Raw genomic sequence first — 26,388 nt, 5'->3', positions numbered from 1 at the left:
TACGCAGTTGGACAAGTCGCCGCGAGTCCCTATCTTCAGGGCCAATGACAAAATCAAAGACACGAACGGGTCTGCCCACAAGGGAGCAGATCCTCGATTTCATTTCCACATCACAGACCCCTGCCGGCAAGCGCGAGATCGCCAAGGCGTTCGGGCTGCACGCGCAGGACAAGATCGCGCTCAAATCCTTGCTCAAGGACATGGCCGACGAGGGGCTGATCGACAGCGCCCCCGGCCGCGCCTTCCACAAGATGGGGGATTCCCAAGGTGACCGTGCTGCGGATCACCGACGCCGATGGCGACACGACCTGGGCAGTGCCCGAGCGCTGGGAGGCCGAGGGCATTCCGGTGCCACGGCTGCGGGTCCGCGAACGCGGCAAGCGCGGCGCGCTGGGGCCGGGCGACCGCATCCTTGCGCGGACCGAAGAGGTCGGCAACGGCTGGATCGCGCACCCAATGAAGAAGCTCGCGCGCAGCGAGGAGCAGATACTCGGCGTCGTCCACGAAGAGGGCGGACGGCTCTACCTCCAGGGCGTCGAGAAGAAGGACCGGCACAGCTATCCGATCTCGGAGCGCAATGGCGCCGAGCCGGGCGATCTCGTCCTCGCCAACAAGGCGGGCAAGCCGCCGCGCATCTTCGCGCACGTCACCGAGCGGCTGGGCGACCCTTTCGCGCCGCGCAGCTTCTCGCTGATCGCGATCCATCGTCACGGCATCCCCAATGTCTTCTCCGACGATCTGCTGGCGGAGGCCGAGCGGATCTCGAAGCAGCCGCTGGGCGAACGCGAGGATCTGCGCGACCTGCCGATCGTCGCGATCGATCCGGCCGATGCGCGCGACCATGACGATGCCGTCTGGGCGAAACCCGACGACGATCCGAAGAACGAAGGCGGCTGGAAGGCCGTGGTCGCGATCGCCGACGTCAGCTTCTATGTGCGTCCGGGCTCGGAGCTCGACCGCGAGGCGCGCAAGCGCGGCAATTCGGTCTATTTCCCCGATCGCGTCGTGCCGATGCTGCCCGAGATCCTCTCGGCCGAAGTGTGTTCGCTCAAGGAAGGCGAGGACCGCGCGGCGCTGGCGTGCCACCTCCAGGTGGGCAAGCATGGCGAACTCAAGAGCTGGCGCTTTACGCGGGCTGTGGTGAGCCTCGCGGCCAACATCGCCTATGACGACGCCCAGACGATCATCGATGGGCCGAAGAGCGCGCGCGCCTTGCTCGACGATCGATTCGCCCCCGGCGCGGAGAAGCGCGGCGAGATCGAGCCTGCGCTGCGCCACCTCTGGGACTGCTGGCGCGCGCTCAACAAGGCCCGCGAGAAGCGCGAACCGCTTGATCTCGATCTGCCCGAGCGGCGGATCGTGCTCGACGAGAAGGGGCGCATTCTTTCGGTGGCGCCGCGCGAGCGCCTCGATGCGCACAAATTGATCGAGGATTACATGATCGCGGCGAACGTCGCCGCGGCCAAGGCGCTCGAGGCGAAGAAGGCGCCGGTGATGTATCGCATCCACGAGCCGCCGGCGCGCGAGAAGCTCGTCGCGCTCAAGGAATATCTCAAGACCTACGACATGGAATTCGCGCTGGGGCAGGTGATCAAGCCCGCCACGTTCAACCGCATCCTCGAACAGGTGGGCGAAGCGGACTTCCGCGACGAAGTGATGCAGCAGGTGCTGCGCAGCCAGACCCAGGCCTATTACGGCCCGCAGAATGCCGGGCATTTCGGGCTTTCGCTGGGCAGCTATGCGCACTTCACCTCGCCGATCCGGCGCTATGCCGATCTGATCGTGCACCGTTCGCTGGTCGATGCGTACAAGCTCGGGCCGGGCGGGCTCACGCCCGAGGAAGCCGGCTCGATGGAGCGGATCGGCGAGAGCATTTCGACGCTCGAACGCCGGGCGATGGAGGCCGAGCGCGAGACGGTGGACCGCTATGTCGCCGCCTATCTCTCGGCGCATGTCGGTGAGGTGATGGATGCGCGGATCACCGGGGTGCAGAATTTCGGCTTCTTCGCGACGATCGACGGGATCGGCGGCGACGGGCTGGTGCCGGTACGCGATCTCGGCACCGAATATTTCCGCTACGACGAAGCGAGCCAGCGACTGATCGGCGAGGATACCGGCGAATTCTTCGCGATGGGCCAGCGGCTCAAGCTGCGGCTGGCCGAGGCGAACCCGATCTCGGGCGCGCTGCGCTTCGAGCTGCCCGACGGCAAGGGTTCGGCGTCGAGCGGCGGCGGGCGCGAGGAGCGCGGCCGGGGGCCCAAGCGCGTGATCAAGCATCGCGGGCGCCCGGCGAACATCCGGCATCAGGGGCGCAAGCGATAGCCGGTTGAGGCCGTGCGGCTTTCGTGTCAGCCTCCGCGCTTGATGCGGGGAGGGCGATCATGATTGCAGCGTCACCGGTTCCGTCGATCGTCGCAGGCCTCGTGTCGCGTGCACGGCGCAGGATCGCCGCGCACTTCTTCTTCCATCACGCGATCGATGCCGAAGACGCCGTCGCCTATCTGCCCCAGAGCGCTATCGAGCAACGCGAGTTCGAGCGGATGCGGGGCACGGGCGTGATCCGCGAAGCGAGCGGCGGGCGCTACTGGATCGACACCGCCGCCTATCAGGCCGAGATCGACGCACGGCGGCGCAAACTGGTGCCGATCGTGATCGTGCTGTGCGTCGCCATCGCCGCCGTCATCCTGCTGGGCTATCGCAGCTGACTCGGCAAAACGCGTTCGACGGACCTTAACTTGACTCCTTTGGCGGAAACGCGATTCATTTTGTAACATTCTTGCGCGCAATTCTCGCGCAATCCCATTTATCCACCAGGTTGAAAGAGCGGCGGCAATAAGCCGACCGCCCGATCCCAGCACTCGAAATCCTACATTGCAAGCGCGGTCATTCGATCGCGAAAGTCAGCCCCGCATGTGCCTCCAGCCGCTTCCTGAGCGGCTCGGCCATCAGCGCGCCGGGAGTCCAGATACCGCCTTCGCCCTGAACGTCACGGATCAGGCAGAGCGCGCTTTCGGCGATCATCTTGCTGGTCGATCCATAGCCGGGATCGCGATCGCCCTTCACACTTGCGGTGATGCGCTCGCCCGACGGCATCTCCGCGATGAAGGCGATGTCGTAATAGCCGGTCTCGCGCTCTTCCTTGCCCGGGCCTTCGCCGGGGCGGGGCCCTTGTCCGAGTTCATCGGGTTCATCTTGGCGATCGCCTCGGCCGCGGCCTTGCCGATATCGCCGATGCCGGGCGCGACCATCATCTCGTCATATTGAAAATCCTCGCCATAGGGATGGCCGGCGAGGAAGTTGGTGCGGTGGACGTTCTTGGTGTTGATCACCGCCATCATGAACGGCGCGACCCAGCCGCCCACGGCTTCGTCATATTCGGGCAGCACGCCCTTGGGCTGGCTCGGCCCCTCGAAGCCCGGCGTGAGCGCGAAGGGATCGATCAGCGCCTTGAACACCGCGGGATCCTTCATCGCGGCGGCGGCAGTTGCCTTGCCGCTGGCGAAGGTACCGCCCGAGAAGGTGCCCTTCATCGCGCGGACGCGGCCCTTCACGCGTGGCGCGGGCTTGCCGAACTTCGCGATCGCGGCCTGTTCCACGGTCCATACGCCAAGATCGAACGGGATCGAATCGAAGCCGCACGAGAAGACGATCCGCGCGCCGCTGGCCTTGGCGGCGTCCTGATATTTGCCGATCATTTCGTGCATGAAATTGGGCTCGCCGCACAGATCGACATAGGCAGTGCCGGTCTCGACGCAGGCCGCGAGCAAGGGCTCGCCATAGAGCTGATAGGGACCGACGGTGGTGATGACGACCTGCGCGCGGGCAGTGAGTGCCTTCAGCGCCGCGGGATCGTCGGCATTGGCGGTGAGCAGGGGCGTGCTCGCGGGCGCGCCGATCTCGTCGCGGACTTCCTCGAGCTTGGTCAGCGAACGGCCGGCCATCGCCCATTTCACTTGGCGGTAGTTCGCCGCGAGATATTCGGCGACGAGGCGGCCGGTGAAGCCGGTGGCGCCATAGACGATGATCTCGAATTCGCGGTCGGCCATTTCTCTCTCCATACCGATAGGCGCATTGGTTGAGGCCGGCATCCGGCCCGCGCGCCGCTTCGACCATACCCGATATTCTGAAAAGCCCGGCAACGCCAGCCTGCGCGCAATTCAGCCGGTGCGAGGATCAGGCGTCGTTGAACTGCAGCGCTGCGAGCCGCGCATAGAGGCCGCTCGCGCCGACGAGTTCGGCATGCGTGCCCGTCTCGACGATGCGGCCTTCGTCCATCACGATGATCCGATCAGCGGCACGCACCGTCGCGAGGCGGTGGGCGATGACGAGCGTGGTGCGGTTCTCCATCAATCGCTCGAGCGCGTCCTGGACGAGCCGCTCGCTTTCGGCGTCGAGCGCGGAGGTGGCCTCGTCGAGCAGCAGGATCGGGGCGTCGCGGAGCAATGCGCGGGCGATCGCGATGCGCTGGCGCTGGCCGCCGGACAGGCGCGCGCCGCCTTCCCCGAGGAAAGTGTCGAGCCCCTGGGGAAGCTCGCGCAGGAAATCACCGGCATTGGCGGCCTCGGCGGCGGCCCAGATCGCTTCGTCGCCGGCGTCCCATGCGCCGTAGCGGAGATTGTCGCGGGCCGAGGCAGCGAAGATCACCGTCTCCTGCGGCACCATCGCCATGCGGGCGCGGACCTCGCCCGGATCGGCCTGGCGGATATCGACGCCGTCGACGCGAACCATGCCTGCTTCGGGATCGTAGAAGCGCTGGAGCAACTGGAACAGAGTCGATTTGCCCGCCCCTGAGGGGCCGACCACCGCGACGGTCTCGCCGGGGCGGATGTCGAGCGCATAATCGCTGAGCACCGCGACTTCGGGGCGGGTCGGATAGCGGAAGGTGACATGCTCGAAAGCGACCGCCCCCAGCGGCGGCTGCGGAAGCGGCGTCGGATCGGCCGGGGCGGCGATATCGGGCTGTTCGCGCAACAGCTCGGCGAGGCGGCTGGCGGCGCCCGAGCCCCGGAGCAGCTCGCCATAGACTTCGGTCAGCGCGCCGAACGAGCCGGTGACGAGGCCGGCGGTGATCACGAAGGCAGTGATCGAACCGCCCGAGATGCGGCCCTCGGCGACGCCGTACACCGCGTCCCACATGATCAACGTGATCGCAGTGAAGAGCAGGCCGATCACTGCGGCGGTCATCACTGCGCGCAGCCCGAACCGGCGCTTGGCGGCGGCGAAGCTGCGCGTGACGGCACCTTCGAAGCGTTCGGCCTCGCGCTTTTCCTGCCCGAAAGCCTGGACGATGCGCATCGCGCCGAGAGTCTCGGAGGCGATCGAGCCGATATCGGCGACGCGGTCCTGGCTCGAGCGCGAGAGGGCGCGAACCCGGCCGCCGAGCCAGACGATCGGCAGCACGATCACCGGAATTCCGACCAGCAGAAAGGCAGCGATCTTGGGTGCGAGCGTGAACAGATAGATGATGCCGCCGACGCCGGTGAGCAGGTTCCTGAGCGCCGTCGACACGGTGTTGCCGACGACCATTTCAACGATCGCGGTGTCCGAGGTGAGGCGTGAGGCGATCTCCGACGGGCGGTTTTCCTCGAACCATTTGGGGGGCAGGCGCAGCAGATTGCGGTGAACCGCCATGCGGATGTCGGCAACGGTGCGCTCGCCGACCCAGGAGACGAAGAAGAAACGCACCGCGGTGGCGATCGCGAGTACGAGGACCACGAGCAGCAGGCCCTGGAAATAGACACTGATCGTGCTCGTGTCGGCGCCCTTGGCGAAGCCGTTGTCGACGATCTGCTTGAAGGTGCGCGGGATCCATAGGGTCGCGACCGACGAGGCGACCAATGCCAGTGTCGCCACCGCGAGCTGGAGCGGATAGCGGCGCGTGAAGCTCCAGACGACGAGCAGGTTGCTGAGCTTGCGCCGCGATTGCGGAGCGGGCGCCGGGGCGGGATCGGACATGGCGCGCGGCCTAGCGCGATTGGCGGGAGAGGGGAACCGTCCCTTTTCACCCTCTCCCATCGGGAGAGGGAAGGGGCCCGCCGCGAAGCGGTGGGAAGGGTGAGGGCAGCTCGATCCTCACCCTTCCGCCGACTTCGTCGGCTCCCTCCCTCTCCCAAAGGGAGAGGGACTGGCAACTCGTCTCATATTTGGAACATCTGGTATGACAACGTTGCACCGCAGCACGGCGCGATCTATTAGTCTGATAAGTCGCCGCCGTTCCAACGGGTGACGGTGGAAGGAATTGAATGCTCTACGACGCTTACGAGATTCAACGCTCGCTCCTGGCTGGTGCCAGCGCATGGGCAAACTTCTCCGCCGGCCTGCTCAACAATCCGGCCAATCCCTTTGCCTATTTCGGCGGCGGACCGGTGCTCGCCTCGGCGCTCGAAGTATTCGCACACGCTTCCGCGCCGCGCGGCAAGCCCGATTTCGGGCTCGATTTCACCACGATCCATGGCAAGCAGATCGAAGTGCACGAGGAAATCGTGCTGCGGATGCCGTTCGGGCAATTGAAGCGCTTCGTCCGCGAGGGCGTGGAAGGCGGCCCCAAGCTGCTGATCGTCGCGCCGATGTCGGGCCACTACGCCACGTTGCTGCGCGGCACGGTCGAGCGGATGCTCCCCACGGCGGACGTCTACATCACCGACTGGCGCGACGCGAAGCTGGTGCCGATGGCCGACGGGCGCTTCGATCTCGATGATTATATCGATTACCTCGTCGCGTTCCTCGAGCATATCGGCGCCGAAGGCGATCCGCGGCCGCACGTGCTGGCGGTGTGCCAGCCTTCGGTCCCGGCATTCGCGACCGCGGCGCTGATGAGCGCGGACAAGCATCCCAACCGGCCGAAGACGCTCACCATGATGGGCGGCCCGATCGATACGCGCGAGGCGCCGACTGCAGTCAACACGCTGGCGACCGAGCGGCCGCACAGCTGGTTCGCGCAGAATGTGATCGCGACGATCCCGGCGACCTATGCGGGCGCGGGGCGGCGGGTCTATCCGGGCTTCCTGCAGCTCGCGGGGTTCATGACGATGAACCTCGGCAGCCACATGGTCAGCCATTGGGAGATGTTCCGGCATCTCGTCGATGGCGACGGCGAGGGCGCCGATTCGACGATGAAGTTCTACGAGGAATATCGCTCGGTCTGCGACATGACCGCCGAATTCTATCTCCAGACGATCGACGTGGTGTTCCAGGCGCATGCCCTTCCCAAAGGCGAGATGCGGCACCGCGGCCGCAAGGTCGATCCGTCGGCGATCACCGACGTCGCGATCCTCGCGATCGAGGGCGAGCGCGACGATATCTCCGGGCTCGGCCAGACCAAGGCGGCGCTGACCATCGCGGACAAGCTTCCGGCGAAGCTGAAGAAGTACCACATGGCGCCCGAAGTCGGCCATTACGGCATCTTCAACGGCTCGAAGTGGCGGACGAAGATCGCGCCGGTGCTTGAAAGCTGGATCGCCGCGCACGGCTGATCGCCGCGAGATCTAGCCTTGGTAGCCGAGCTCGGCGAACGTGCTCTTCAGCCAGAAGAACGACCCGGCGGCGCAGATCGCGATTATGGCGAAAAGCACCCAGCCCGTGGGCGTGAGCCTGTTCCGTGCGGCATCGCGATAGGCCCATTTGTCGCCGGCGATGACCAGAAACAGGCCGAAGACGAGCGTGAGCGGCACGAGGGCGAATATCTCGAGATGGTAGCGCACCTCCGGCATTTGTGCGCGGGCCGCCTGCAGCGGCAACCAGATGCCCCACCAGCCCAGTGCCACGCCGGCCGCACAGAATAGAAGCCCGGCCAGCCGGTTCCGAAGATCAGAATTCATATTTCTCAGCCCCTCGAACGCCATTCGTGGAGCCGAAGCATGACAGGATGACGCATGCTGGCAATAGGGCCGGACTCAATCATAGGCTGTGACCAAAGCGCTCCATGCGAGCAGCGCGATCAGTCCCCAGATCGTGAGCACGATGAGCACGCCGCCCCAGCTCACCGGGCGGCGGGTCGCGATCTCGGCTTTGGCACGGTGTTCGGCGAACTGGTCGCGCGGGATCATCTTCTCGAACAGCCACACCCCGATCGGGATCAGGATCACGTCGTCGACCAGCCCGAGCACGGGGATGAAATCGGGGATCAGGTCGATCGGCGAGAGCGCATAAGCGGCGATCAGCAAGCCGAACAGCTTGGCGTATAGAGGCGTCCGCGGATCGCGTGCCGCGAGCCAGACGGCGTGCGCTTCGGTGCGGATGCGGTGCGCAAGCGAGGGGCCCATGGTTCGGGACTTCGCGCGCCCGGCTCCCGCGGTCAATGCCTCAGCTTTCGGCGGTAGTGCCGACAACCACGTGGCTGCCTTCCTCGCTGCCGTTGATCTTGCCGCCGAACAGCATCTTGAGCGCGCCGGAGACCGACATGTCCGTTTCCCACAATTCGGCGCTGTCGATGTCGAAGCGGAGCAAAGCGAGGTTGGGATCGTCCTTGCCGCCGGGGAACCATGCCTCGACATAGCGGCTCCATAATTTGTCGATCATCGCGAAATCATTGTCGACCCGCGCGGCGCCGGCAAGGCAGGCGAAATAGTCATGCCCCCTGGACACGAACTGCGCCATCGCCGGGCCGCCCTTGGCGAGGCGATTGTCCTTGCCGACGAAGAAGAACAGGGTGTCGACCTGATCCTTGTCCAGCTGGGCGGTGAGCGGGATGCTGTGCCCGCCGTCCATCAGCCCGATCATCACGAACGGGCTGTCGGACATTTTCGACCAGAGATCCTTCTTGAGTTCGGCGATATCGGCCATGATGCGCTCCCGGATTGCGTTCCGGAGAGTAACGACGCGGTGGTTCAGGCGTTCCCCAGGGCGGCGGCGGCGCCGAGCAGCTCCAGATCGTTGCGGTTGACCAGCGAGACGGGCACTTCGGAGAGCTGGCGGCGGAACGCGGCCTTGCTCTCCATGCGGCGGCGGAAGCCCGGGTCCATCAGCTGCGGATGGAGTGCGCGAGCGATCGCGCCGGTGAGGAAAACGCCGTCCCACGCGCCGTAAGCGAGCGCCAGATCGCCGGCGAAGCTGCCGAGATGCTCGACGAACATGCGGACCACCGCAGTGCTCACCGGGTCGCGGCCGATGTTGCGGGTGACGTCCTCGGGCTTTTCGAGCTTCTTGCCGCCCGACAGCGCTTCATAAGCGAGCAGCAGGCCCGGGGCGCTGAGCAGAGTCTCGATGTCGAAGGTCATGCCCTTCGACGTGCAATATTGCGCGAAGGTGCGTTCGTCGGCGGTGGCCGCGGCGAACGACATGTGGCCAGCTTCGGTCTGGATCGGGGCGAGCTTGCCGTTTGCGGTGACCAGAGCTGCGACGCCGAGGCCGGTCCCGGTGCCGATCACGACATAGCTTCCGCCCGTTTCGACCAGCCGCGGGGGCGGCCCCTGAAGCGGCGTGAAGGCAGCGGTCGGCAGCATGGTCAGCGCGAGCGCGTTGGCGGCGCATTCGTTGAGCGCGCGCGGGCGAACGCGGAGGACCGCCTCGACGCCTGAGAGCGAGATGTACCAGCGGCTGCCCGTCAGGTTGATCAGGTCGCCGCGCACTGCGCCGGCCACCGCGAGTACGCTCGGCAGGCGCGCTTCCCGCAGCCCGACGCCGCCCAGATAGGCGACCAGGGCGCTGGTGAAGGTGGGATGCTCGACGGTCATGTATTTGCGGACGTCACGCGGCATCAGCCCTGCGTCTCCGCCGGTCAGGCCAAATCGAACCGATTGGCGGCCGATATCGGCCACCAGCGCCACGTCCCCGGCCATGGTGGCCCCTCCTGTAATTGCCTCTTTTTGCAGAGGCTTCGACGCTGGTATCGCTAACACTCGTTACAGAAACAACAACATTATCGAATGGCAGCGTTGTCAGGGGATTATGGCGCTAGTCGTCCTTGAAGCAAGCGGAACTTGTTACATCGGCTGTTACATCGCCGCAGATGCGCCGCGGCGATGCCGATCAAGCGGGCGTCACAGGACCTCGAACAGCCCCGCCGCGCCCATGCCGCCGCCGATGCACATCGTCACGACGACGTATTTCGCGCCGCGGCGCTTGCCTTCGATCAGCGCGTGGCCGGTCATGCGTGCGCCCGACATGCCATAAGGATGGCCGATCGAGATCGCGCCGCCATTGACGTTGAGCAGCTCGCCCGGGATGCCGAGCTTGTCCTGGCAATAGAGCACCTGCACTGCGAATGCCTCGTTGAGCTCCCACAGGCCGATATCGTCCATCTTGAGGTTGAAGCGCTCGAGCAATTTGGGGATCGCATAGACCGGGCCGATGCCCATCTCGTCGGGCTTGGTGCCCGCGACCGCCATGCCGACATAGCGTCCTAGTGGGGTGAGGCCACGCTTCGAGGCGAGCGATTCCTCCATCAGCACGCTGGCCGAGCTGCCGTCCGAGAGCTGGCTGGCATTGCCGGCGGTGACGGTGCCGTTCGGCAGCACCGGGTTGAGGCCCTTGAGCCCCTCCAGCGTGGTGTCGGCGCGGTTGCCTTCGTCCTTCGAGAGCGTGACTTCCTTCTGGGAGACTTCCTTGGTTTCCTTGTTGGTCACGTTCATCGTCGCGGTGACGGGGACGATTTCGTCGTCGAACTTGCCCGCGGCCTGCGCGGCGGCGGTGCGCTGCTGCGACTGGAGGGCATATTCGTCGCAGCGATCGCGTCCGATGCCGTAGCGCGCGGCGACGACTTCGGCGGTCTGGAGCATCGGCATGTAGATGTCGCCGTGCATCGCGAGCAACTCGCGGTCGGGCTCGACGCGCATCGCCGGTGTCTGGACGAGGCTGATCGATTCGACGCCACCGCCGATCGCAACATCCATATTGTCGACGATGATCTCCTTGGCGGCGGTGGCGATCGCCATCAGCCCCGAAGCGCACTGGCGGTCGACCGACATGCCGGCGACCGAGACGGGGAGTCCGGCGCGGAGCAACGCTGTACGCGCGATGTTGGCCGCCTGGCTGCCCTGCTGGAGCGCGGCGCCGAAGACGACGTCCTGCACTTCGGCGGGGTCGATGCCGGCGCGCTCGACCGCGGCGCGGATCGAGGCTGCCCCGAGTGTGGGGGCGGGAAGCGCGTTGAACGCGCCGCGATAGGCGCGGCCGATCGGAGTGCGGGCGGTGGAGACGATGACTGCGGAGCGCATTTTTGTTCCTCTCAGACGTAAATGAGCGCGATCCATTCGGCGATCAGCGCGGGTTTTTCCTCGCCCTCGATCTCGAGGGTGTATTCCTGAACCTGTTCCCAGACGCCGGGCTTGCGCTCGGTGAATTTGAGCAGCTTGAAGCGGCCGCGAACACGCTTGCCCGAGCGGACGGGCGTCAGGAAGCGGACTTTGTTGCCACCGTAGTTGACACCCATCTTCACACCCTCGACCCCCGGCGTATCGGTCGTCGCTGCAAGCATCGGCATCAGTGAGAGTGACAGGAAGCCGTGCGCGATCGTTCCGCCGAAGGGAGTCTTAGCGGCCATTTCGGGGTTCACATGGATGAACTGGTGATCGCCGGTCGCTTCGGCGAACTGGTCGATCATGCCTTGCGTGACCTTGACCCAGTCGGAGACGCGCTCGGTGCCGACGCTTTCGGCCATCTGCTGGACGCTGATCGTTGCCACCGACACTATTCTCCCGCGCAATTTTCTTACATAGCGCAGCCCCATCTAATGACCCCGGTGGGGCTCTCGCAAGCCTCACCCGACCGAGAATTTGAAAATGTCGACTGACGTAGCGTCTTCTCCTCGCGCAATCATGGCAAAACTGCACCGCGCGGCCGAACCCGATGTTCTAAAGCCGCTTCTCGAGCGCGCACGGCTCACTCCCGAGTCGCGCGGGCGGGTGATGGATCATGCGCTGGCGCTGCTCGCCGATCTGCGTGCGGCGCAGAACCGCGGCTGGGTGAACCAGTTCCTCCAGGAATATCGGCTGAACTCGTCCGAAGGCGTCGCGCTGCTGAGTCTCGCCGAGGCATTCCTGCGGGTGCCCGATCCCGAGACCGCCGACCTGCTGATCGCCGACAAATTGGGCGATGCCGACTGGAAGGCGCATTCCGGCAGGTCGAATTCGGCGCTGGTCAATTCGGCGACCTGGGGATTGATGCTGGGGCGCGCGGTGGTAGGCGAGCAAGGGGCACGCTGCGCCGGCTGATCAGCCGGGCCGGCGAGCCGTTCGTCCGCCAGGCGGTGGGCGCGGCGATGAAGATGATGGGCGAGGTCTTCGTGATGGGCCGCACCATCGACGAGGCGACCAAGCGAATGAAGAAGCCCGAACATCAGGGCTTCACCGCGAGCTTCGACATGCTCGGTGAGGCGGCGCGGACCAAGGCGGACGCCGAACGTTACTTCGAGGCCTATTTCGAAGCTATCCGGGCGGTCGGCCGCGATCCCAGGGCGGGGCATTCGATCTCGGTGAAGCTCTCTGCGCTGCATCCGCGTTACGAGGTCGCGCAATACGACAAATGCGTGCCCGAACTGACCGACATGCTCGCGCAGCTTGCCTCCGAGGCATGCAGCCAGCGGATCCCGCTCACCGTCGACGCCGAGGAGAGTGAGCGGCTGGAGATGAGCCTCGACATCATCGGCGCAGTGGCGAAGCGTCCCGAGCTCAAGGGCTGGGACGGCTTCGGCATGGCGGTGCAGGCCTATGGCAAGCGTGCCCGCGCGGTTATCGGCTGGGCCGACCGGCTCGGCCGGCCGATGCATGTGCGGCTGGTCAAGGGCGCTTATTGGGACAGCGAGATCAAGCGCACGCAGGTCGAGGGGCTTTCCGACTATCCGCTTTTCACGCGCAAGGCGGCGACCGACGTGTCGTACCTCGCCTGCGCGCGCGACATGCTCGATGCGAAGAACATCGTGCCCGCGTTCGCCAGCCACAATGCGCTGACCGTGGCGACGATCCTCGATTGGGCGGGCAAGGACCGCGACTTCGAGTTTCAGCGGCTGCACGGCATGGGCGAGGGGCTGTACGAGCGGCTGGTGCGCGAGGAAGGCTATCATTGCCGGATCTACGCGCCGGTGGGCGGGCATCGCGACCTGCTCGCCTATCTCGTGCGGCGATTGCTGGAGAACGGGGCGAATTCGAGCTTCGTCCACCAGCTCGCCGACGAGCATCTGAGCGAGGCGGAACTGCTGGCAGACCCGGTCGAGAAGATCGCGGCGGTGGGCGGGACGCGGCATCCGAGCATAACGCTGCCGGTCGATCTGTTCGGGGCGTGGAAGAATTCGGGCGGAATCGACCTGCAGGAGCGGGGCACGCTGCGCGAGACAGCGACGGCGATAGGGATCATGCCGATGCCCGAGCCCGTCGCGGCCGCGAGCGCGTCGGACGCAAAAGCGGCGATCGATCGTGCCGCCTCGGCCTTTCCCGAATGGTCGATGCGCAGCGTCGACGAACGCGCTGCGATCCTCGAACGCCTTGCCGACAGCCTCGAGGAGAACCGCATCGAGCTGATGGCGCTTGCGGTGAAGGAGGCGTTCAAGACGATTCCCGATGCGCTGGGCGAGGTGCGCGAGGCGGCGGACTTCTGCCGCTATTACGCCGCGCGCGCGCGCGCCGATCTGGCGACGGTGACGCTGCCCGGGCCGACCGGTGAGCGCAACGAGCTTCGGATGGAAGGGCGTGGCGTCTGGGCGACGATCGCGCCGTGGAACTTCCCGCTGGCGATCTTCCTTGGTCAGACCGTGGCGGCTTTGGTGACCGGCAACACCGTCGTCGCCAAGCCCGCGCCGCAGACGCCCGCTATCGCGCAGGCGGCGGTGCGGCTGGCGCACGCGGCGGGCGTGCCCGAGGACGCGCTGATACTCCTTCCAGGCGGACCAGAGGTTGGCGCAGCGATCACCGCCGATCCGCGGATCGCAGGCGTCGCCTTCACGGGATCGACGCCGACCGCGAAGAAGATCGCGCGATCACTGCTGGAGGGTGACGACCGGCCCATCGTGCCGCTGATCGCCGAGACGGGCGGGATCAACGCGATGATCGTCGATTCGACGGCCTTGCCCGAGCAGGTGGTGGCCGATGTGCTCACTTCGTCATTCCGCTCGGCGGGTCAGCGCTGCTCGGCGCTTCGGCTGCTGCTGTTGCAGGAGGAGATCGCCGAGCCGGTGATCGAAATGCTGCGCGGCGCGATGGAGACTCTGGTGATCGGCGATCCCGGTGATCCGGCGACCGATGTCGGGCCGGTGATCGACCGGCCCTCATACGAAAAGCTGATGGGCTATCGCGAAGGCGTGAAGGGCAAATGGCTCAAGACGCTGACCGTGCCGGCGAGCGGACTGTTCGTGCCGCCGACGATGATCCGGCTCGAGTCTATCGACGATCTGGACCGCGAATGGTTCGGGCCGATCCTGCATGTCGCGACGTGGAAAGCGGGCGAGCTGGAAGAGACGATCGCGCGGGTCAACGCCAAGGGCTTCGGGCTGACCATGGGGCTGCACAGCCGCATCGCCCGATCGGGCGAACTGGCCGAGGCACGGGCGCGGGTCGGCAATCTCTACATCAACCGTTCGATGATCGGCGCCGTGGTGGGATCGCAGCCGTTCGGCGGCGAAGGCCTGTCGGGCACCGGGCCCAAGGCAGGCGGGCCGCATTATCTCCAGCGCTTCTGCGCCGAGCGTTCGGTGTCGGTCGACACCACCAGCGCCGGCGGCAACGCGACGCTGCTTTCGCTTGACGAGGGCGGCGTCTGAAGTTCCAATCCTCTCGGGGGCCGAATGCACGGCCGAGAGGGGGACAGGGCATGCGAAACTGGGGGAGCAGCGCGGCGGCGCTGGCGGTGATGTTGTGCGTGGCGGCGCCGGCGGGGCGAAGGATGCGCCCAAGGCCGAGGCCCGGGCGCTTCCACCCGCGCTGGCCGCGCTGGAAAAGAGCCTGCATCCGCAGACCGGCGACGTGCGCATTCCCGAGGCCAAGGCGGTGATGCATCTGGGCGACCGCTATTATTTCCTGCCAGCCGCCGACGCGAAGCGGGTGCTCGTCGAGGGCTGGCACAACCCGCCCGAAACCGCCGACGGCGTGCTGGGCATGGTGCTGGCGAAGGATACGACGGTCTTCGACAATGTCTGGGGGCGGTGATCACCTATGAGGACACCGGGCACGTCGCCGATACCGACGCGCAGAGCCAGGATTATGGCACCGTGCTCAAGGGCATGCAGGAAGGCGCCGAATCGCAGAATGCCGAGCGCAAGCAGGCCGGCTATCCGGCGATGCACCTCGTCGGATGGGCGCAGCCGCCGGCTTATGATGCCGGCAATCATGCGCTGATCTGGGCCCGCGAACTCGCGCTGGAAGGCGATCCGGTCAACGGGCTCAACTATGACGTGCGGCTGCTCGGGCGGACCGGCGTGCTCAGCCTCAACATGCTCGCGTCGATGAAGGATCTGGGCGACGTCCGCACCGCGGCGCAGAGCTTCGGCCGCTCGGTGCGCTTCGAGCCCGGCGCGGCCTATACCGACTTCAACGCGTCGACCGACAAGGCTGCCGAATATGGGCTCGCCGGGCTGGTCGCGGGCGGGGTGGCGCTGGGCGTGGCCAAGAAGGTCGGGCTGCTGGCGATCATCCTCAAGTTCGGCAAGGTGATCCTGATCGGGCTGGCGGCGTTCGGCGCGGCGGCGCTGGGCTTCTTCCGGAAGTTCTTCGGCCGCAAGGACGGGGATGAAGGCACGATTTAGGGGACCTCAGCCGGTGCCGTTGACGTGGAGGATGTTGCCGTCGGGGTCCTGGAACCAGATCGCGCGGAAATCGCCTTTCGCGTGGACGCCGTCGCGGACTGCGTCGAATCCGTCGGGATATTCGTCGAGTTTGATGCTCTTTGCGCGCAGATCGGCGGCGATTGCCTCGACTTCGCCGCCGGCGTCCCAGACCACGGCATTGGCCTGATTGGTGCCGGCATAGGCACTCTTGTAGACATTGAGTCGGGTGCCGCCGGTGTGGACGGCGAACACATCGCCATGATCCTCGGCGAGCGGCAGGCCCAGTGTCTCGGTGTAGAAGCGTTTGGCGGTGGCCACGTCGCTGCAGGGCACGATCGCGGAGCTGTTCCAGTCTGAGAGCATGGTCATTCCTCCTTGCCCTGCAACGGCGGAAAGGGGCGTTCGGGTGCAATCAAATTGAGCTGGGTCGGATAGGCGAAGGTGATCTTGTGATCGCGGAAGCGCGCGAGGATCGCGGCGGCGACCTTGTCGCGGGCTTCGGGCGGGAAATCGATACCCTGCGATTCGAACTCGACATCGTAATCGAGCCCCGTCGCGCTGAAGCCGGTGATCCCGCCGTGATTGATCTTGTAGCCCGAACTCTCGACGGCGTCGCGGAGCAGCTCGGGGAGCGTATCCACCACTTCGGGCGGCGTATCGTAGCCGAGGTTGAAGATGAACTTGAAGCGATTGCGGATGCGATCGCTGGTGTTGAGGATCTCGTTGTCGAGCAGCTTGCGGTTCGAGACGATGCGCAACTCGCCGGCCGCGCCGCGCAGCCGGGTGGACTTGAGGCCGATCTGCTCGACCACGCCTTCGCTCGATCCGAACTTGATGTTGTCGCCCAGGCGGAAGGGGCGATCGAAGATGATCGACAGCGCCGCGATCAAATCCCCGAAGATGCCCTGCGCGGCGAGGCCGATGGCGATGCCGCCGATGCCGAGGCCGGCGACGAGGCCGGTGACGTTCACGCCGAGATTGCTGAGCACCATCACCAGCGCGATCGCGAACAGCACGATCGTGACCAGCAGGCGGATGATGCCGAGGGCGCTGGCGAGGCCGGTGCCGGCATCGTCGCCGTGCGTGCGGTGCTCGACCAGCCCGAAGATGACCTCACGCACCCAGATCGCCGCCTGGAACACCGCGGCGATGGTGAAGAGGAACTGGATGGTGGCTTCGACCATCGGCGGCGCGCCGGCATATTTCGACACCAGCCGCAGCGCGACCATGATGATGAAGAAGGTTCCGGTCTTGGCGACTGCGCGCCCCAGAATCGAATACCAATTGGCTACGCCTTCGCCGCGCCTGCACAGCCGCATGCCCCAGCCGCGCGCCGCATAGAGCGCGACGATGATGGCAGTGGCGATGGCGGCCGCGATCAGGATGTTGAGCCAGTGCGACTGAACCCAGACCGAGGAATCGCGAACCAGCGCTTCGGTCTGGGTCTGAAGGTCGACTTCGGGGAGAATCGGGGCTTTGTTGGTGGTCATGCGATGCTCAGGCTGCTTTGGCTCGGGGAGCGGCGACGTCCTCGAGAAGGGCGATCAGTCCGCGTTCGTAACGGTTGAGGTAGCGGGTGGCTCGCGGCAGGTGCAAGCGTTCGCGAAACGCAGCCTGCGCGTCCTTGTCTTTGGCGAGTTCGATCAGCCGCGGATGGACATAGGATTTGCGCGCGATCGCCGGCGTATTGCCCAGCGCCTCGGTCACCGGATCGAGCATCGCCTTGATGCCGAGATACTCATCGGCGGAAGCGAGCGCCGCGAACGCGATGACGCTCGCCCCCAAGTACGGAAATGCTTGGCGGTGAAATCGTCCGCCATCGCCTCGCGGATATAGGCGTTTACGTCGGTCGAGGTGACCGGATGCGTCTCACCGGCATCGTCGATCCAGCGGAACAGATTTTGCCCGGGCAAGTCCTGACAGCGTTTGACGAAGGCGGAGAGCGTCCGATCGGTGATCGTCATCACGCGCAGCTTGCCCGATTTGGCGCGGAACTGGAGCTTGAGGGTCTGGCCCTTCACCTTCGCGTGGCGCTTGCGCAGCGTCGTCGCGCCGAAGCTCTTATTCTCCTGCGCATAAGCCTCGTTGCCGACGCGGATCGTGCCGAGATCGAGGAGGCGGACGACCGCGGCGACCGCTTTCTCCTTGCACAGCCCGCGCAGTTTTAGATCCGCCTCCACGCGCTCGCGCAGCTTGGGAAGGTGGTCGCCGAAGGCGGCGCAGCGATCGTATTTCGCCGCCTCCTGCGCCTCGCGGAAGCCGGTGTGGTAACGATATTGCTTGCGGCCTTTGTCGTCCCAACCGACCGCCTGGATATGGCCATTGGGATCGGGGCAGAACCAGGCATCGGTATACGCCGGGGGCAGGCCGATCCGGTTCAGCCGGTCGATCGCGTCGCGATCGGTGATCCGCTTGCCGTCCGGATCCCAATAGCCCCAGCCGTGGCGCACCTTGCGCCGGGTAATTCCGGGTTCCTGATCATCGACATAGACGATGGCGTCGAGCGTCATCGGGCCTCCTCGCTTGTCGCGTTGAATGCGCGGAGCATCGCTTCGTTCCGGAACCTGCGTATCGCCGCGTTCAACCGTGCGGCGATCCACTGCCTGCAGGCTGAGCTCGCCGCGGCCGCCTGAAGCCAAGGCCGTTCACCCGGCGCTGCGCGGGGCGCTCGACCCAATGGTAGAGCGCCGCCGAACTGGCCAGCACCAGCACGAGATACGCCGCGATCAGCGGTGCGCCGACCGCGTGCGCATCGTCGATGAAAGCGAGCTTGAAGGCGAACCAGAGCAGGAAATGGCCGAGATAGGTCGCGTAGCTGATCTCACCGAGATAATGGAGCGCGCGGCCTTCGAGCGGGTTGCCCGGCTTGCCTGCCGTGAGGGCGAGCGCGAGGAGCAGGGCGGCGAAGGCGGCGGGGACGGCGAGCGTTTCGGGAAATGGCCCGGCGATCCAGCCGGCGAGCAGGACCAGCGCCGCCGCGGTGCAGGCGATGGCGGGCAGGCGCCAGGTTTCGCGCCAGCGCAGCCATAGCGCCCCGATCGCCGTGCCGCAGGCGAACTCCAGAACGCAGCGGAGCAGGCCGAGGCGCGGGATTTCCTGCCCGAGGGCCGCGGCCCCCGCAGCGTGAAGACGGTGTGCAGCAGCACGAGCAGCGCAGTGATCGCGGCGAGGATCGCGGGGGTGGGCACGCGGCGCCAGTCGATCGCGAGGACGAGCAGCGGGAACAGCAGATAGGCGGCGAGTTCGCACGAGATCGACCAGGCGGGGTCGTTCCACGACAGCGCGGAAGTGAAGCCCCAATTCTGCAGCAGCAGCACGTGGAGCGGCAGCTCCGTGAAGGGAAATGTGGTGCCTCACGCCCGGTCGCGACCAGCAGCAGCGCCAGCAGCGCGCCGAAGCCGAGCATGAACAGATGCAGCGGCCAGATGCGGGCGATCCGGCGCTTGAGGAATTCGGGAACCGCGGCGAGCCCGCCGGTCCGCAGCCGTTCCGACCAGCTCATCCAGATGACGAAGCCCGACAGCAGGAAGAAGAAGTCGACCGCCAGATACCCCTTGGCGAGTACTGCCGCGGCGGGCGCAGGCAGCCCCGCGATAGTCAGGCGGATGTGGAAGAGCACGACGAACCACGCGGCCACGCCGCGGATCGAAGTCAGCGCCCGCAGTTCGGTCTTCACGCGGTGGCGACCCGGGCCTTGCGCAGCGGGCGCCACGCACTCTCGGCGCGCTTGCGGCCGCAATAGGTGTCGAGCCCGATCTGCGCGCCGATCAGCATGTAGACGAAAGGCTGGAAGGCGATCGCGATGAACACCGCGCCGAGCAGATAGATGATATGCGCGCTCTGCAGCGCCGAGGCGAGCGGGCCGATCCATTCCTGCCCGGGCTCGGGCTTGCGATAACGCTGGCGGAGCACTTCCATGCGGAACAGCCCGGCCACATTGATCAGCAGCCAGATGGCGAGCCCCGGATAGCCCTGTTCGCCGAGCATCTCGAAATAGGCGCTGTGATAGGCGCGGGCCTTGTCGACCTCGACGCTGCGGTCGACCTTGGCCTGGCCGCCATCCTCCTGCACCGCGACCTTTTCATAGCGGATCTGGTTCTGGCGATAGGCTTCGAAGCCACCGCCCAACGGGCGCGTCTTCACATAGTCCATCGTCCACTTCCACACCGCGATCCGGGTCGAGGCCGAGGCATCGGCCTGATAGGTCTTGATCGTCTCCATCCGCTCGGTGAAAGCGGAGGGGAGGAACGGCACGGCGACGAGGCCGAGGCCGCCGAGCGCGGCGAGATAGACGAACTTGCGCTTGGTATCGCGGATCATCAGCAAGGCGAGCAGGCCGATGCAGAGCAATCCCGTGCGCGTCGACGTGCCGACCGGGATCAGCAGGCAGGCGAAGATCAGCGCGTAGGAGAAGGTCTTCACTTTCCAGTCGGGCGCGAAGATCGTGCCGTGGCGGGTGAACCAGACGATCAGCGGGATGATCGCGATCGCCACGGTGGAGATGGTCGAGCCTTCATAGAGGCCCGAATTGTTGGTCACCATCAGGTTCAATTCGCCATAGCCGCCGCCCGAGCCGACCGTCTTGATCCCCCCGACGATGATGATCGAGGCGGCCGAGAGCACCATGAACAGCAATAGCGACTCGATGCGCAGCCGGGTGCGCAGCGTCAGCGGCAGGAAGGCGGCGAAGGCCAGCGCCTTCCACACCCATTCCCATTTGTCCTTCGCCTCGATCGGGAAGTCGGCGTGGAGCGTGGTGTAAAGGCAATAGCCGAGCAGCAGCACGATCAGGAACTGGCGCGGAGCGACGCGAACGTCCTTCTTGTCGTCGAACGCCAGCCAGCCGGCCACCGCGAGCGCGACCGCGAGCATCGAGATCGGGACCGAATTGAGCAGCAGATAGGTCAGCCGCTGCGGCGAGACGATGTCGATATAGGCGTAGGCGAGCACGAACAGGAACGGGCGGCGAAAGCCCGTTGCCAGCAATGCCGCGAGGAATGCGATGAAGGCGAGATCACGCACCGGGCTTGCCCCAGCGGCTTTTCTTCGGGCCGGCGGGCGGATCGCCCGGCCCCGATTCGTGATCGAGGTCGGGACGGCGCAGCAGCAGGAACGCCGCGAGCAGCATCAGCCCATGCGAGAGCCCGAGCGATAGATTGTCGATCATGTCCGCCCGCGCGCTCCTTCCGGGCGGGGTTTAGTGCGGTTGGGTTGACGCGGCGTAAACTAGGGGCGGGCGCCGGCGGCGTGCGCGAGCTTTTCGCCGGTGACTCGGATTGTGGGATCTGGCGGGCTTAACTTCGCACTTTGCCCGCGAGATCGTGAAACTTCGTTGCGCGGTTGTGCAACATTGGTTCGTGGTCGTGAAGTCGATCTCGACGATGTCAAAGAGCTGGGCGCGGAGGATGGCACACGAAATCCTACATTCCCAGTAGCGCGGGGTCGGTGAGGCGCGGTGCGCAGGTGCCGTTGACGTAGAGGCTGAATATGTCTGCTATTGGTGGTTAGCCGCGAAAGGTCACACTAGGGTCACACTGATTGCATCGTTCTGGCCGGCCGTGTTCCTGCGCAGGCAATCCAGGATGGTGTGGACCAAGCAGCATTATGCTCCTGCTTTCGCACGAGCAGGATGAGAGGGGCGTTACGATGTCAAAGAGCTAGATGAGGCTGTCAGGCGAAATCCTACATTGCAAGCATGTCGGCAAATGGGTGGTCAGCGGACCGGCAGCTTATGGGGACTGAAGGCGTCTCACCTGCCATTCCGAATGTCACGACAAATTGCTTGAGACACCTTGATGAACGTGATGCGCTGCCCCAAGCTCTCAAAAAGGGAGACTAACATGAAACGCGTTGGAAGCGGCAGCAGTATGGACGAGGGTGCTCCACAAGGAGATCTCATAATCCCGATTGAGAACGTTCCGGTGGCGGCCTTCCAGGCGATCTATCATAATCTTACAAAAAAGACCGAGGTCTTAGACCGGAATTTCGAGACAAAATTCCAGATCGACGTGGCTGCGATCCAAGACTTTCACTATCATTTTCAACAATTGGTCTCGCAGTATCAGGTCAAGGCGAGTCGCTCTGCAGTGGTTGTCGCGTTATCCAACGGGGAAGTTCATAAATTATCCTCGGTGGAAATGTTCTCTTCTGTAAACTGGTCATCTAAGATGGCGAGATGCAGTCATGTAAGTCTAGAGTATGATTTCCTGATTATGCTCCCTTCTGATGGCGTGGCGTCTGACACGGCGCAGAGATTTAAGGTATCGATATCAACAGATAGGGTACCTGTTCGCAACAGTTTCATTGTAGTCGGTCCGATCCATAAATTTCCGACGCAATTTTGGTTAAAATCGTCCATAGAATATTCTGATATTTCTGTTGCTAGAAGCATTCAGTAGCCATAGATGATTGGGTTGGCCGCATTTCTGTGCAGGATGTAGAGGCAATTTCTGACAGTATTGTCGATGCGTTGGTGGATAAGTCTTGGTACATTATACCATTATTGATGATAACTGCTGTTGTTTCTGGTATTTTCTTAGAAGTTCCGGTGAAATCGCTCACAACGCCCATGAGATACCTACTAGTTGTTATTGCACTAGTGATTGGTGCTGCTATCGTAGGGGCAATCATATCGGATAGTGTTTCGGAAGGTGCGCGGATTCTCGGTTCGCGCAGCGCAATTCTACTGACCAAGGGCGACGAATGTCACAAGGCCAACCTTCTGCGAATGCGAAAACGTAAGAAGATGATGATTCGGCTGCTCGGTGCAGGTGTAGTTCTTGCAGGGATTGTGGGGTTCGCAGTGAACGCTTTGTCAGCGTACTTGCTGGTGTAACCTTCCACTTTCGTTCAAAGCCGCAGTCTCAAGGACGTCTCGTTCTGAGAAGCGCACAACGCACGCCAAACGCCCGGAATTGGGGCGTTTGCTGCCGTTCTTTCTGAAGCTGCACCAACGTCCGCTTTCGGGCAGTGCCGCGGCGATGCCGAATGACCGACTTTGGGGCGGAAGCCGCCAGTCCGCTTTTGGCCTCGGTCTTCGCTCGGACATGAGTCCCGGTTGACGCACCGTTAAGTGCTCTCGTGGCAGAGCGGGCGCATGCGGATTCTCCATATCCTCGATCACGGGCTGCCGCTCCAGAGCGGCTATACCTTCCGTACCCGGGCGATCCTGAAGGCGCAGATCGCGCGCGGGTGGGACGTAATGGCGGTCACCGGGCCGCGGCACGGCAAGTTCGATGCCGACGAAGAGACGGTCGACGGGATCCGGTTCCACCGTACCCCGCCGGTCGCCGCGGGCCGGCCGGTGATCGGCGAGCTGCGCGAAGTCGCGGCGTTCGCGCGGCGGATCGAGGCAGTGGCGCGTGCGTGGCGGCCGGACGTGCTCCATGCCCATTCGCCGGTGCTCGATGCGATGGCGGCGCAGCGCGTCGCCGATCGGCTCGGCCTGCCTCTGGTCTATGAGATTCGCGCGTTCTGGGAGGATGCCGCGGTCGGCAACGGCACCGGGCGCGAGGGCAGCCTGAAATATCGCGCTACTCGCGCTCTGGAGACGCGGGCGGTGCGCAAGGCCGATGCAGTGGCGGTGATCTGCGAGGGATTGAAGGACGACCTCGTCGCGCGCGGAATCGATCCGGGCAAGATCCTCGTCTCGCCCAATGGCGTTGATCTCAATTTGTTCGGCGAGCCGTTGCCTTATGATGCCGCGCTGGCGGAGCAGCTGGGCGTGGCGGGGGGCGAGACGATCGGGTTCATCGGCAGCTTCTACGATTATGAAGGGCTCGACGTGCTGATCGAGGCGATGCCGGCTTTGGTCGCGGAGCGGCCGGGGATGCATCTGATCCTGGTGGGCGGGGGACCCATGGAGGAAGCGCTGCGGGCGCAGGCCGCGGCTTCGCCAGTGGCGGAGCGAATCCGCTTCGTCGGGCGCGTGCCGCACCACGAAGTCGAGCGTTATTACAGCGTGGTCGATATCCTGGTGTATCCCCGCAAGGCCATGCGGCTGACCGAATTGGTGACGCCGCTCAAGCCGCTCGAGGCGATGGCGCAGCGTCGGCTGGTGGCAGCGTCGGACGTGGGCGGGCACCGCGAGCTGATCCGCGACGGCGACACCGGAACGCTGTTCAAGCCCGACGATCCGGCGGCGATCGCGACTGCCTTGTCACGCCTTTTCGCCGATCGCGACCAATGGGAGGCGCGGCGGGCGCGGGGGCGGGCGTTCGTCGAGGAGGAGCGTAACTGGGCTGTCAACGTGGCCCGGTATCAATCTGTTTACCAAAATCTTGCAGAGTCGAATCCCATGAAGGACTCGCGGTCGCACGCATCTACGGTGAACGCATGAACCTGCCGATCGCACCCGTGATCGCAGGATTGCTCGGCGGTGCCGTGGCGGTGGGCGTGCTCGCGGTGCCGATGCCGGTGTTCGAGGCGCTGGTGATGGACAGCGGGCTGCCCGCAATCCTCTCCGCCGCCGAACCGCCGCTCGGCTTCACGGCGCGCGCCATCGTCGCGCTGGGCGCGGGCGGCGCGGTCGCCTTGTTCAGCTGGTTCGCCTTGTTCGTGCTGATCGGCGGACGCGCCGTGACGATCGGCGACGCCGAGGAACTGGATTACGACGCAGTGCCGACCCCGGTGCTCCGCCGCGCCGACGCGCATCCCGATGCGCCGCCGAGGCCGCCCTTGCTCGCGACGCGCGATCTGGGACGGCCGTTCGACGCATTCCGTACGCCGGCAGACGTGGTGCAAATCGTCGAAGTGGAAATGGCGGAGGAAATCGCGGCGCCGGTCATCGAGCCGATTCCCGCCGCGCCGATCGAGCAGCCGCTGCCGGTTGACCTCGATCAGCCGCTCGCCGCATTCGATCCCGATGCGATGCCCGAAGTGCCGCTCGCCGCGCCGGTCGCGCTGCCGCCGCTCAGCCGCAGCCCGAAACCGCCGGTGTTCGAGGAGACCGAGCGCTTCGAAGTGTTCGAATTGCCGACTCCGGTCCGCCCTGAGCCCCGGCCGATATCCCTGGTATCGCGCGAGGACGCGATCACCCGCCCCGAGACCGAAGCTTCGGTGCACGCGCTGCTCGAACGGCTCGAGCGCGGGGTGCTCCGCAGGAGCTTGGCCCCTGCGCCAGCGCCTTCGCCCCGCGTCGAGCGCCGCGCGCGGGAACGCGGGCTCGAAGACGCGCTGGTCACGCTGCGCAACATGGCCCGCCGGGCTTAGGGCGGATCGCCGTTCGACCTAAAACTCCCTCTCCCCTTGATAGGGGAGAGGATACCGCAGCTTGGCAGCTTGCTGCCTAGCGAAGGTTGGTGAGGGGTAGAGCGGAGCGAAGCTCCGCGCGGCTGCTGCGCAGCCGCACCTCACCCAGCTCCGACTAAGGCTTTGCTTCGCAAAACCTAAGTCTGCGCAACCCTCTCCCCTTGCAGGGGGCGAGGGAAGTTTGTCTGGATGCCGATCCATCCTAACGCTCCTCCACGGTCAGCGCTTCGAGCGCGACCGTCACTCGATCCCCGTCACGACACATGCGCGTGACCACCAGGTCCGCCAGCAGGTAATTGCGCAGGGCGAATTCGGCTTCCCCAGACCCACCAGCCAGCGATCGAGCCGGGGCTCGCCGCGGCGGTGAGCGTCAGGCTGTGCCGGGCGCCGGTGAAGGTTGCGCTCGCCCAGCGGGTCCAGTCGCTCGCGACGACGGCCACGGGGCAGCCGGCGGTATCGGCGGCGGTGAGCAATGCGCGCTCGAGCAGGGTCGCTGCGTCGGGGCCGCGGCTCATCGTCCGGCTCCCTGCGTGGCGAGGAACGCTTCGAGCCGCGCTTCCGTGAGCGGGCGCAGCTCGCGGCCGTTGCGCAGATCGCGCACCAGCCGCGGGTCGCCGATCGCCAGCCGGCCGAATTTGGTGGCGGGCATGTTGGTCCGCCGAAGGAATTTCTCGATTTTGCGATGCACCGACATCGGGCCCTTCTCCTACGCGAGTCGCTGAACTATGATCCTGTTTTGTTCTTCAAATCCTACTTGTCTAGGAAAATTCCTACGGCTATGAGAACGAGCATGGAACCGGGTGCGCAACGGGCGGCGCTGGAGGCGCTGATGGCGGAGCAGGGCGTCAGCTTCGCCGAACTGTCGCGCGTGATCGGGCGCAACGCCGCCTATCTGCAGCAATATGTGCGCCGCGGATCTCCGCGCGAACTGGCCGAGCGCGACCGGGCATTGCTCGCGCGCTTCTTCGGCGTGCCCGAGGCGCGGCTGGGCGGGCGCGAGGCGGAGGGGCTGGCGGAGATCGCGCGGCTCGACGTGAGCGCCTCGGCGGGGCCCGGACGGCTGGCCGAGGACGAGGCGGCGCGGCCCCGGGCGCGCTGTCGCAAGCATTGCTGCGGCAATTGGGGGTGCGCCCCGCCGCGGCGTCGATGATCCGGGTCGAGGGCGATTCGATGGAGCCGACTTTGTCCGACGGCGACGAGATCCTCGTCGACCGCGACCGCCGGGAAGTGCGGGGAAAAGGCGGGATCTTCGTGATCCGGCTCGACGGGGTGCTGATGGTCAAGCGGCTGCGCGCGGCGGTGGGCGGCATCGAAGTGATCAGCGACAACCCGGTCTGGCCGGTGCGGATTTGCGCCGGGAGCGAAGTGGAGATCGTCGGGCGAGTGGCGTGGCTGGGGAGGGCGCTGGTCTAGGTGTCGAGGACGGTTGGCGCAGGGGATCGCCGCGCGCT

At 65.3% G+C, this 26,388-nt stretch carries 22 protein-coding genes and 6 pseudogenes; 11 read left to right on the top strand and 17 right to left on the bottom strand.

Annotated features, from left to right (window positions below):
• The first annotated feature begins 44 nt into the window (after positions 1 to 44).
• Both rnr and PIB19_RS09905 read left to right on the top strand, forming a co-directional pair.
• Positions 45 to 2,322 (top strand): annotated as a pseudogene (rnr, locus tag PIB19_RS09910) (ribonuclease R).
• Positions 2,323 to 2,381: 59 nt separating this feature from the next.
• On the top strand, positions 2,382 to 2,705 hold the full coding sequence (locus PIB19_RS09905; protein ID WP_271240674.1) for a hypothetical protein: 324 nt from the start codon (positions 2,382 to 2,384) through the stop codon (positions 2,703 to 2,705).
• Between the two features lie 178 nt (positions 2,706 to 2,883).
• Here the strand turns inward: PIB19_RS09905 and PIB19_RS09900 are convergent.
• Positions 2,884 to 4,046, bottom strand: a pseudogene (locus PIB19_RS09900) (saccharopine dehydrogenase family protein).
• Positions 4,047 to 4,173: 127 nt separating this feature from the next.
• Positions 4,174 to 5,955: an ABC transporter transmembrane domain-containing protein gene (locus tag PIB19_RS09895; protein WP_271240673.1), complete on the bottom strand. Its 1,782-nt coding sequence runs from the start codon at positions 5,953 to 5,955 to the stop codon at positions 4,174 to 4,176.
• Positions 5,956 to 6,242: 287 nt separating this feature from the next.
• Between PIB19_RS09895 and PIB19_RS09890 the strand changes: the two genes are divergently transcribed.
• Positions 6,243 to 7,472 (top strand): polyhydroxyalkanoate depolymerase, encoded by a 1,230-nt coding sequence (locus PIB19_RS09890; RefSeq protein ID WP_271240672.1) that lies wholly within the window; start codon positions 6,243 to 6,245, stop codon positions 7,470 to 7,472.
• Between the two features lie 12 nt (positions 7,473 to 7,484).
• Here the strand turns inward: PIB19_RS09890 and PIB19_RS09885 are convergent, their stop codons facing one another.
• The 6 genes from PIB19_RS09885 to PIB19_RS09860 all read right to left on the bottom strand — a co-directional run bounded on the left by PIB19_RS09885 (position 7,485) and on the right by PIB19_RS09860 (position 11,596).
• A complete protein-coding gene (locus tag PIB19_RS09885; RefSeq protein WP_271240671.1) occupies positions 7,485 to 7,841 on the bottom strand; it encodes a hypothetical protein in 357 nt (118 codons plus the stop codon).
• A 51-nt stretch (positions 7,842 to 7,892) separates the two neighbouring features.
• Positions 7,893 to 8,261: a YkvA family protein gene (locus tag PIB19_RS09880; RefSeq protein WP_271240670.1), complete on the bottom strand. Its 369-nt coding sequence runs from the start codon at positions 8,259 to 8,261 to the stop codon at positions 7,893 to 7,895.
• A gap of 40 nt (positions 8,262 to 8,301) precedes the next feature.
• Positions 8,302 to 8,781, bottom strand: coding sequence for a pyridoxamine 5'-phosphate oxidase family protein (locus PIB19_RS09875; protein ID WP_271240669.1), 480 nt, complete (start codon positions 8,779 to 8,781; stop codon positions 8,302 to 8,304).
• A gap of 44 nt (positions 8,782 to 8,825) precedes the next feature.
• Positions 8,826 to 9,776 (bottom strand): glucokinase, encoded by a 951-nt coding sequence (locus tag PIB19_RS09870; protein ID WP_271240668.1) that lies wholly within the window; start codon positions 9,774 to 9,776, stop codon positions 8,826 to 8,828.
• 201 nt (positions 9,777 to 9,977) lie between these two features.
• Complete coding sequence (locus PIB19_RS09865; RefSeq protein WP_271240667.1) at positions 9,978 to 11,153, bottom strand: acetyl-CoA C-acyltransferase; 1,176 nt, start codon at positions 11,151 to 11,153, stop codon at positions 9,978 to 9,980.
• Positions 11,154 to 11,164: 11 nt separating this feature from the next.
• A complete protein-coding gene (locus PIB19_RS09860) occupies positions 11,165 to 11,596 on the bottom strand; it encodes a MaoC family dehydratase (RefSeq protein ID WP_271240953.1) in 432 nt (143 codons plus the stop codon).
• 157 nt (positions 11,597 to 11,753) lie between these two features.
• Between PIB19_RS09860 and PIB19_RS09855 the strand changes: the two are divergent.
• From PIB19_RS09855 to PIB19_RS09845, 3 genes and pseudogenes are all read left to right on the top strand, one after another.
• Positions 11,754 to 14,686 (top strand): annotated as a pseudogene (locus tag PIB19_RS09855) (L-glutamate gamma-semialdehyde dehydrogenase).
• Positions 14,687 to 14,780: 94 nt separating this feature from the next.
• The gene (locus PIB19_RS09850) at positions 14,781 to 15,071 is read left to right on the top strand and encodes a DUF2167 domain-containing protein (RefSeq protein ID WP_271240666.1); all 291 of its coding nucleotides are present in this window, start codon (positions 14,781 to 14,783) and stop codon (positions 15,069 to 15,071) included.
• Positions 15,068 to 15,667 (top strand): DUF2167 domain-containing protein, encoded by a 600-nt coding sequence (locus PIB19_RS09845; protein WP_271240665.1) that lies wholly within the window; start codon positions 15,068 to 15,070, stop codon positions 15,665 to 15,667. The genes PIB19_RS09850 and PIB19_RS09845 overlap by 4 nt, the downstream gene beginning before the upstream one ends.
• A 6-nt stretch (positions 15,668 to 15,673) precedes the next feature.
• On the opposite strand, the gene PIB19_RS09840 is transcribed toward PIB19_RS09845, so the two are convergent.
• The 7 genes and pseudogenes from PIB19_RS09840 to PIB19_RS09815 form a co-directional block, all read right to left on the bottom strand.
• On the bottom strand, positions 15,674 to 16,051 hold the full coding sequence (locus PIB19_RS09840) for a VOC family protein (protein WP_271240664.1): 378 nt from the start codon (positions 16,049 to 16,051) through the stop codon (positions 15,674 to 15,676).
• 2 nt (positions 16,052 to 16,053) lie between these two features.
• A complete protein-coding gene (locus PIB19_RS09835) occupies positions 16,054 to 17,178 on the bottom strand; it encodes a mechanosensitive ion channel family protein (RefSeq protein ID WP_271240663.1) in 1,125 nt (374 codons plus the stop codon).
• Between the two features lie 7 nt (positions 17,179 to 17,185).
• Positions 17,186 to 18,198, bottom strand: a pseudogene (locus PIB19_RS09830) (DNA topoisomerase IB).
• Positions 18,199 to 18,268: 70 nt separating this feature from the next.
• Entirely contained in the window at positions 18,269 to 18,964 is a 696-nt protein-coding gene (locus PIB19_RS23005) for an acyltransferase family protein (protein ID WP_336297354.1), read from the bottom strand.
• A gap of 154 nt (positions 18,965 to 19,118) precedes the next feature.
• Positions 19,119 to 19,307, bottom strand: a pseudogene (locus PIB19_RS23000) (acyltransferase family protein); the annotation flags it as partial.
• Positions 19,308 to 19,360: 53 nt separating this feature from the next.
• Positions 19,361 to 20,710: a putative O-glycosylation ligase, exosortase A system-associated gene (locus PIB19_RS09820; RefSeq protein ID WP_271240662.1), complete on the bottom strand. Its 1,350-nt coding sequence runs from the start codon at positions 20,708 to 20,710 to the stop codon at positions 19,361 to 19,363.
• Positions 20,703 to 20,855 carry a hypothetical protein gene (locus PIB19_RS09815; RefSeq protein ID WP_271240661.1) on the bottom strand — a complete coding sequence of 51 codons (153 nt, stop codon included), beginning with the start codon at positions 20,853 to 20,855 and terminating at the stop codon, positions 20,703 to 20,705. Before PIB19_RS09815 ends, PIB19_RS09820 begins: the two co-directional genes overlap by 8 nt.
• A 673-nt stretch (positions 20,856 to 21,528) precedes the next feature.
• On the opposite strand from PIB19_RS09815, the gene PIB19_RS09810 reads away from it, so the two are divergent.
• The 4 genes from PIB19_RS09810 to PIB19_RS09795 all read left to right on the top strand — a co-directional run bounded on the left by PIB19_RS09810 (position 21,529) and on the right by PIB19_RS09795 (position 24,898).
• Positions 21,529 to 22,086: a hypothetical protein gene (locus PIB19_RS09810; protein ID WP_271240660.1), complete on the top strand. Its 558-nt coding sequence runs from the start codon at positions 21,529 to 21,531 to the stop codon at positions 22,084 to 22,086.
• Between the two features lie 29 nt (positions 22,087 to 22,115).
• Positions 22,116 to 22,523: a hypothetical protein gene (locus PIB19_RS09805; RefSeq protein WP_271240659.1), complete on the top strand. Its 408-nt coding sequence runs from the start codon at positions 22,116 to 22,118 to the stop codon at positions 22,521 to 22,523.
• A 261-nt stretch (positions 22,524 to 22,784) separates the two neighbouring features.
• Positions 22,785 to 24,026, top strand: coding sequence for a TIGR04063 family PEP-CTERM/XrtA system glycosyltransferase (locus PIB19_RS09800; RefSeq protein WP_271240658.1), 1,242 nt, complete (start codon positions 22,785 to 22,787; stop codon positions 24,024 to 24,026).
• Positions 24,023 to 24,898, top strand: coding sequence for a hypothetical protein (locus tag PIB19_RS09795; RefSeq protein WP_271240657.1), 876 nt, complete (start codon positions 24,023 to 24,025; stop codon positions 24,896 to 24,898). Before PIB19_RS09800 ends, PIB19_RS09795 begins: the two co-directional genes overlap by 4 nt.
• A 293-nt stretch (positions 24,899 to 25,191) precedes the next feature.
• On the opposite strand, the gene PIB19_RS09790 is transcribed toward PIB19_RS09795, so the two are convergent.
• Positions 25,192 to 25,452, bottom strand: a complete 261-nt coding sequence (locus PIB19_RS09790; protein ID WP_271240656.1) for a hypothetical protein — start codon at positions 25,450 to 25,452, stop codon at positions 25,192 to 25,194.
• Positions 25,449 to 25,631 carry a hypothetical protein gene (locus PIB19_RS09785; protein WP_271240655.1) on the bottom strand — a complete coding sequence of 61 codons (183 nt, stop codon included), beginning with the start codon at positions 25,629 to 25,631 and terminating at the stop codon, positions 25,449 to 25,451. The genes PIB19_RS09790 and PIB19_RS09785 overlap by 4 nt, the downstream gene beginning before the upstream one ends.
• 96 nt (positions 25,632 to 25,727) lie before the next feature.
• Here PIB19_RS09785 and PIB19_RS09780 point away from each other — a divergent pair.
• A pseudogene (locus PIB19_RS09780) lies at positions 25,728 to 26,350 on the top strand (S24 family peptidase).
• Positions 26,351 to 26,388: the final 38 nt, after the last annotated feature.

This window comes from Sphingomonas sp. 7/4-4, assembly GCF_027941955.1.
Lineage (GTDB): Bacteria > Pseudomonadota > Alphaproteobacteria > Sphingomonadales > Sphingomonadaceae > Sphingomonas.
The sequence above is the reverse complement of the archived record's forward strand: the minus strand, read 5'-3'. Positions and strand labels throughout refer to the sequence as shown.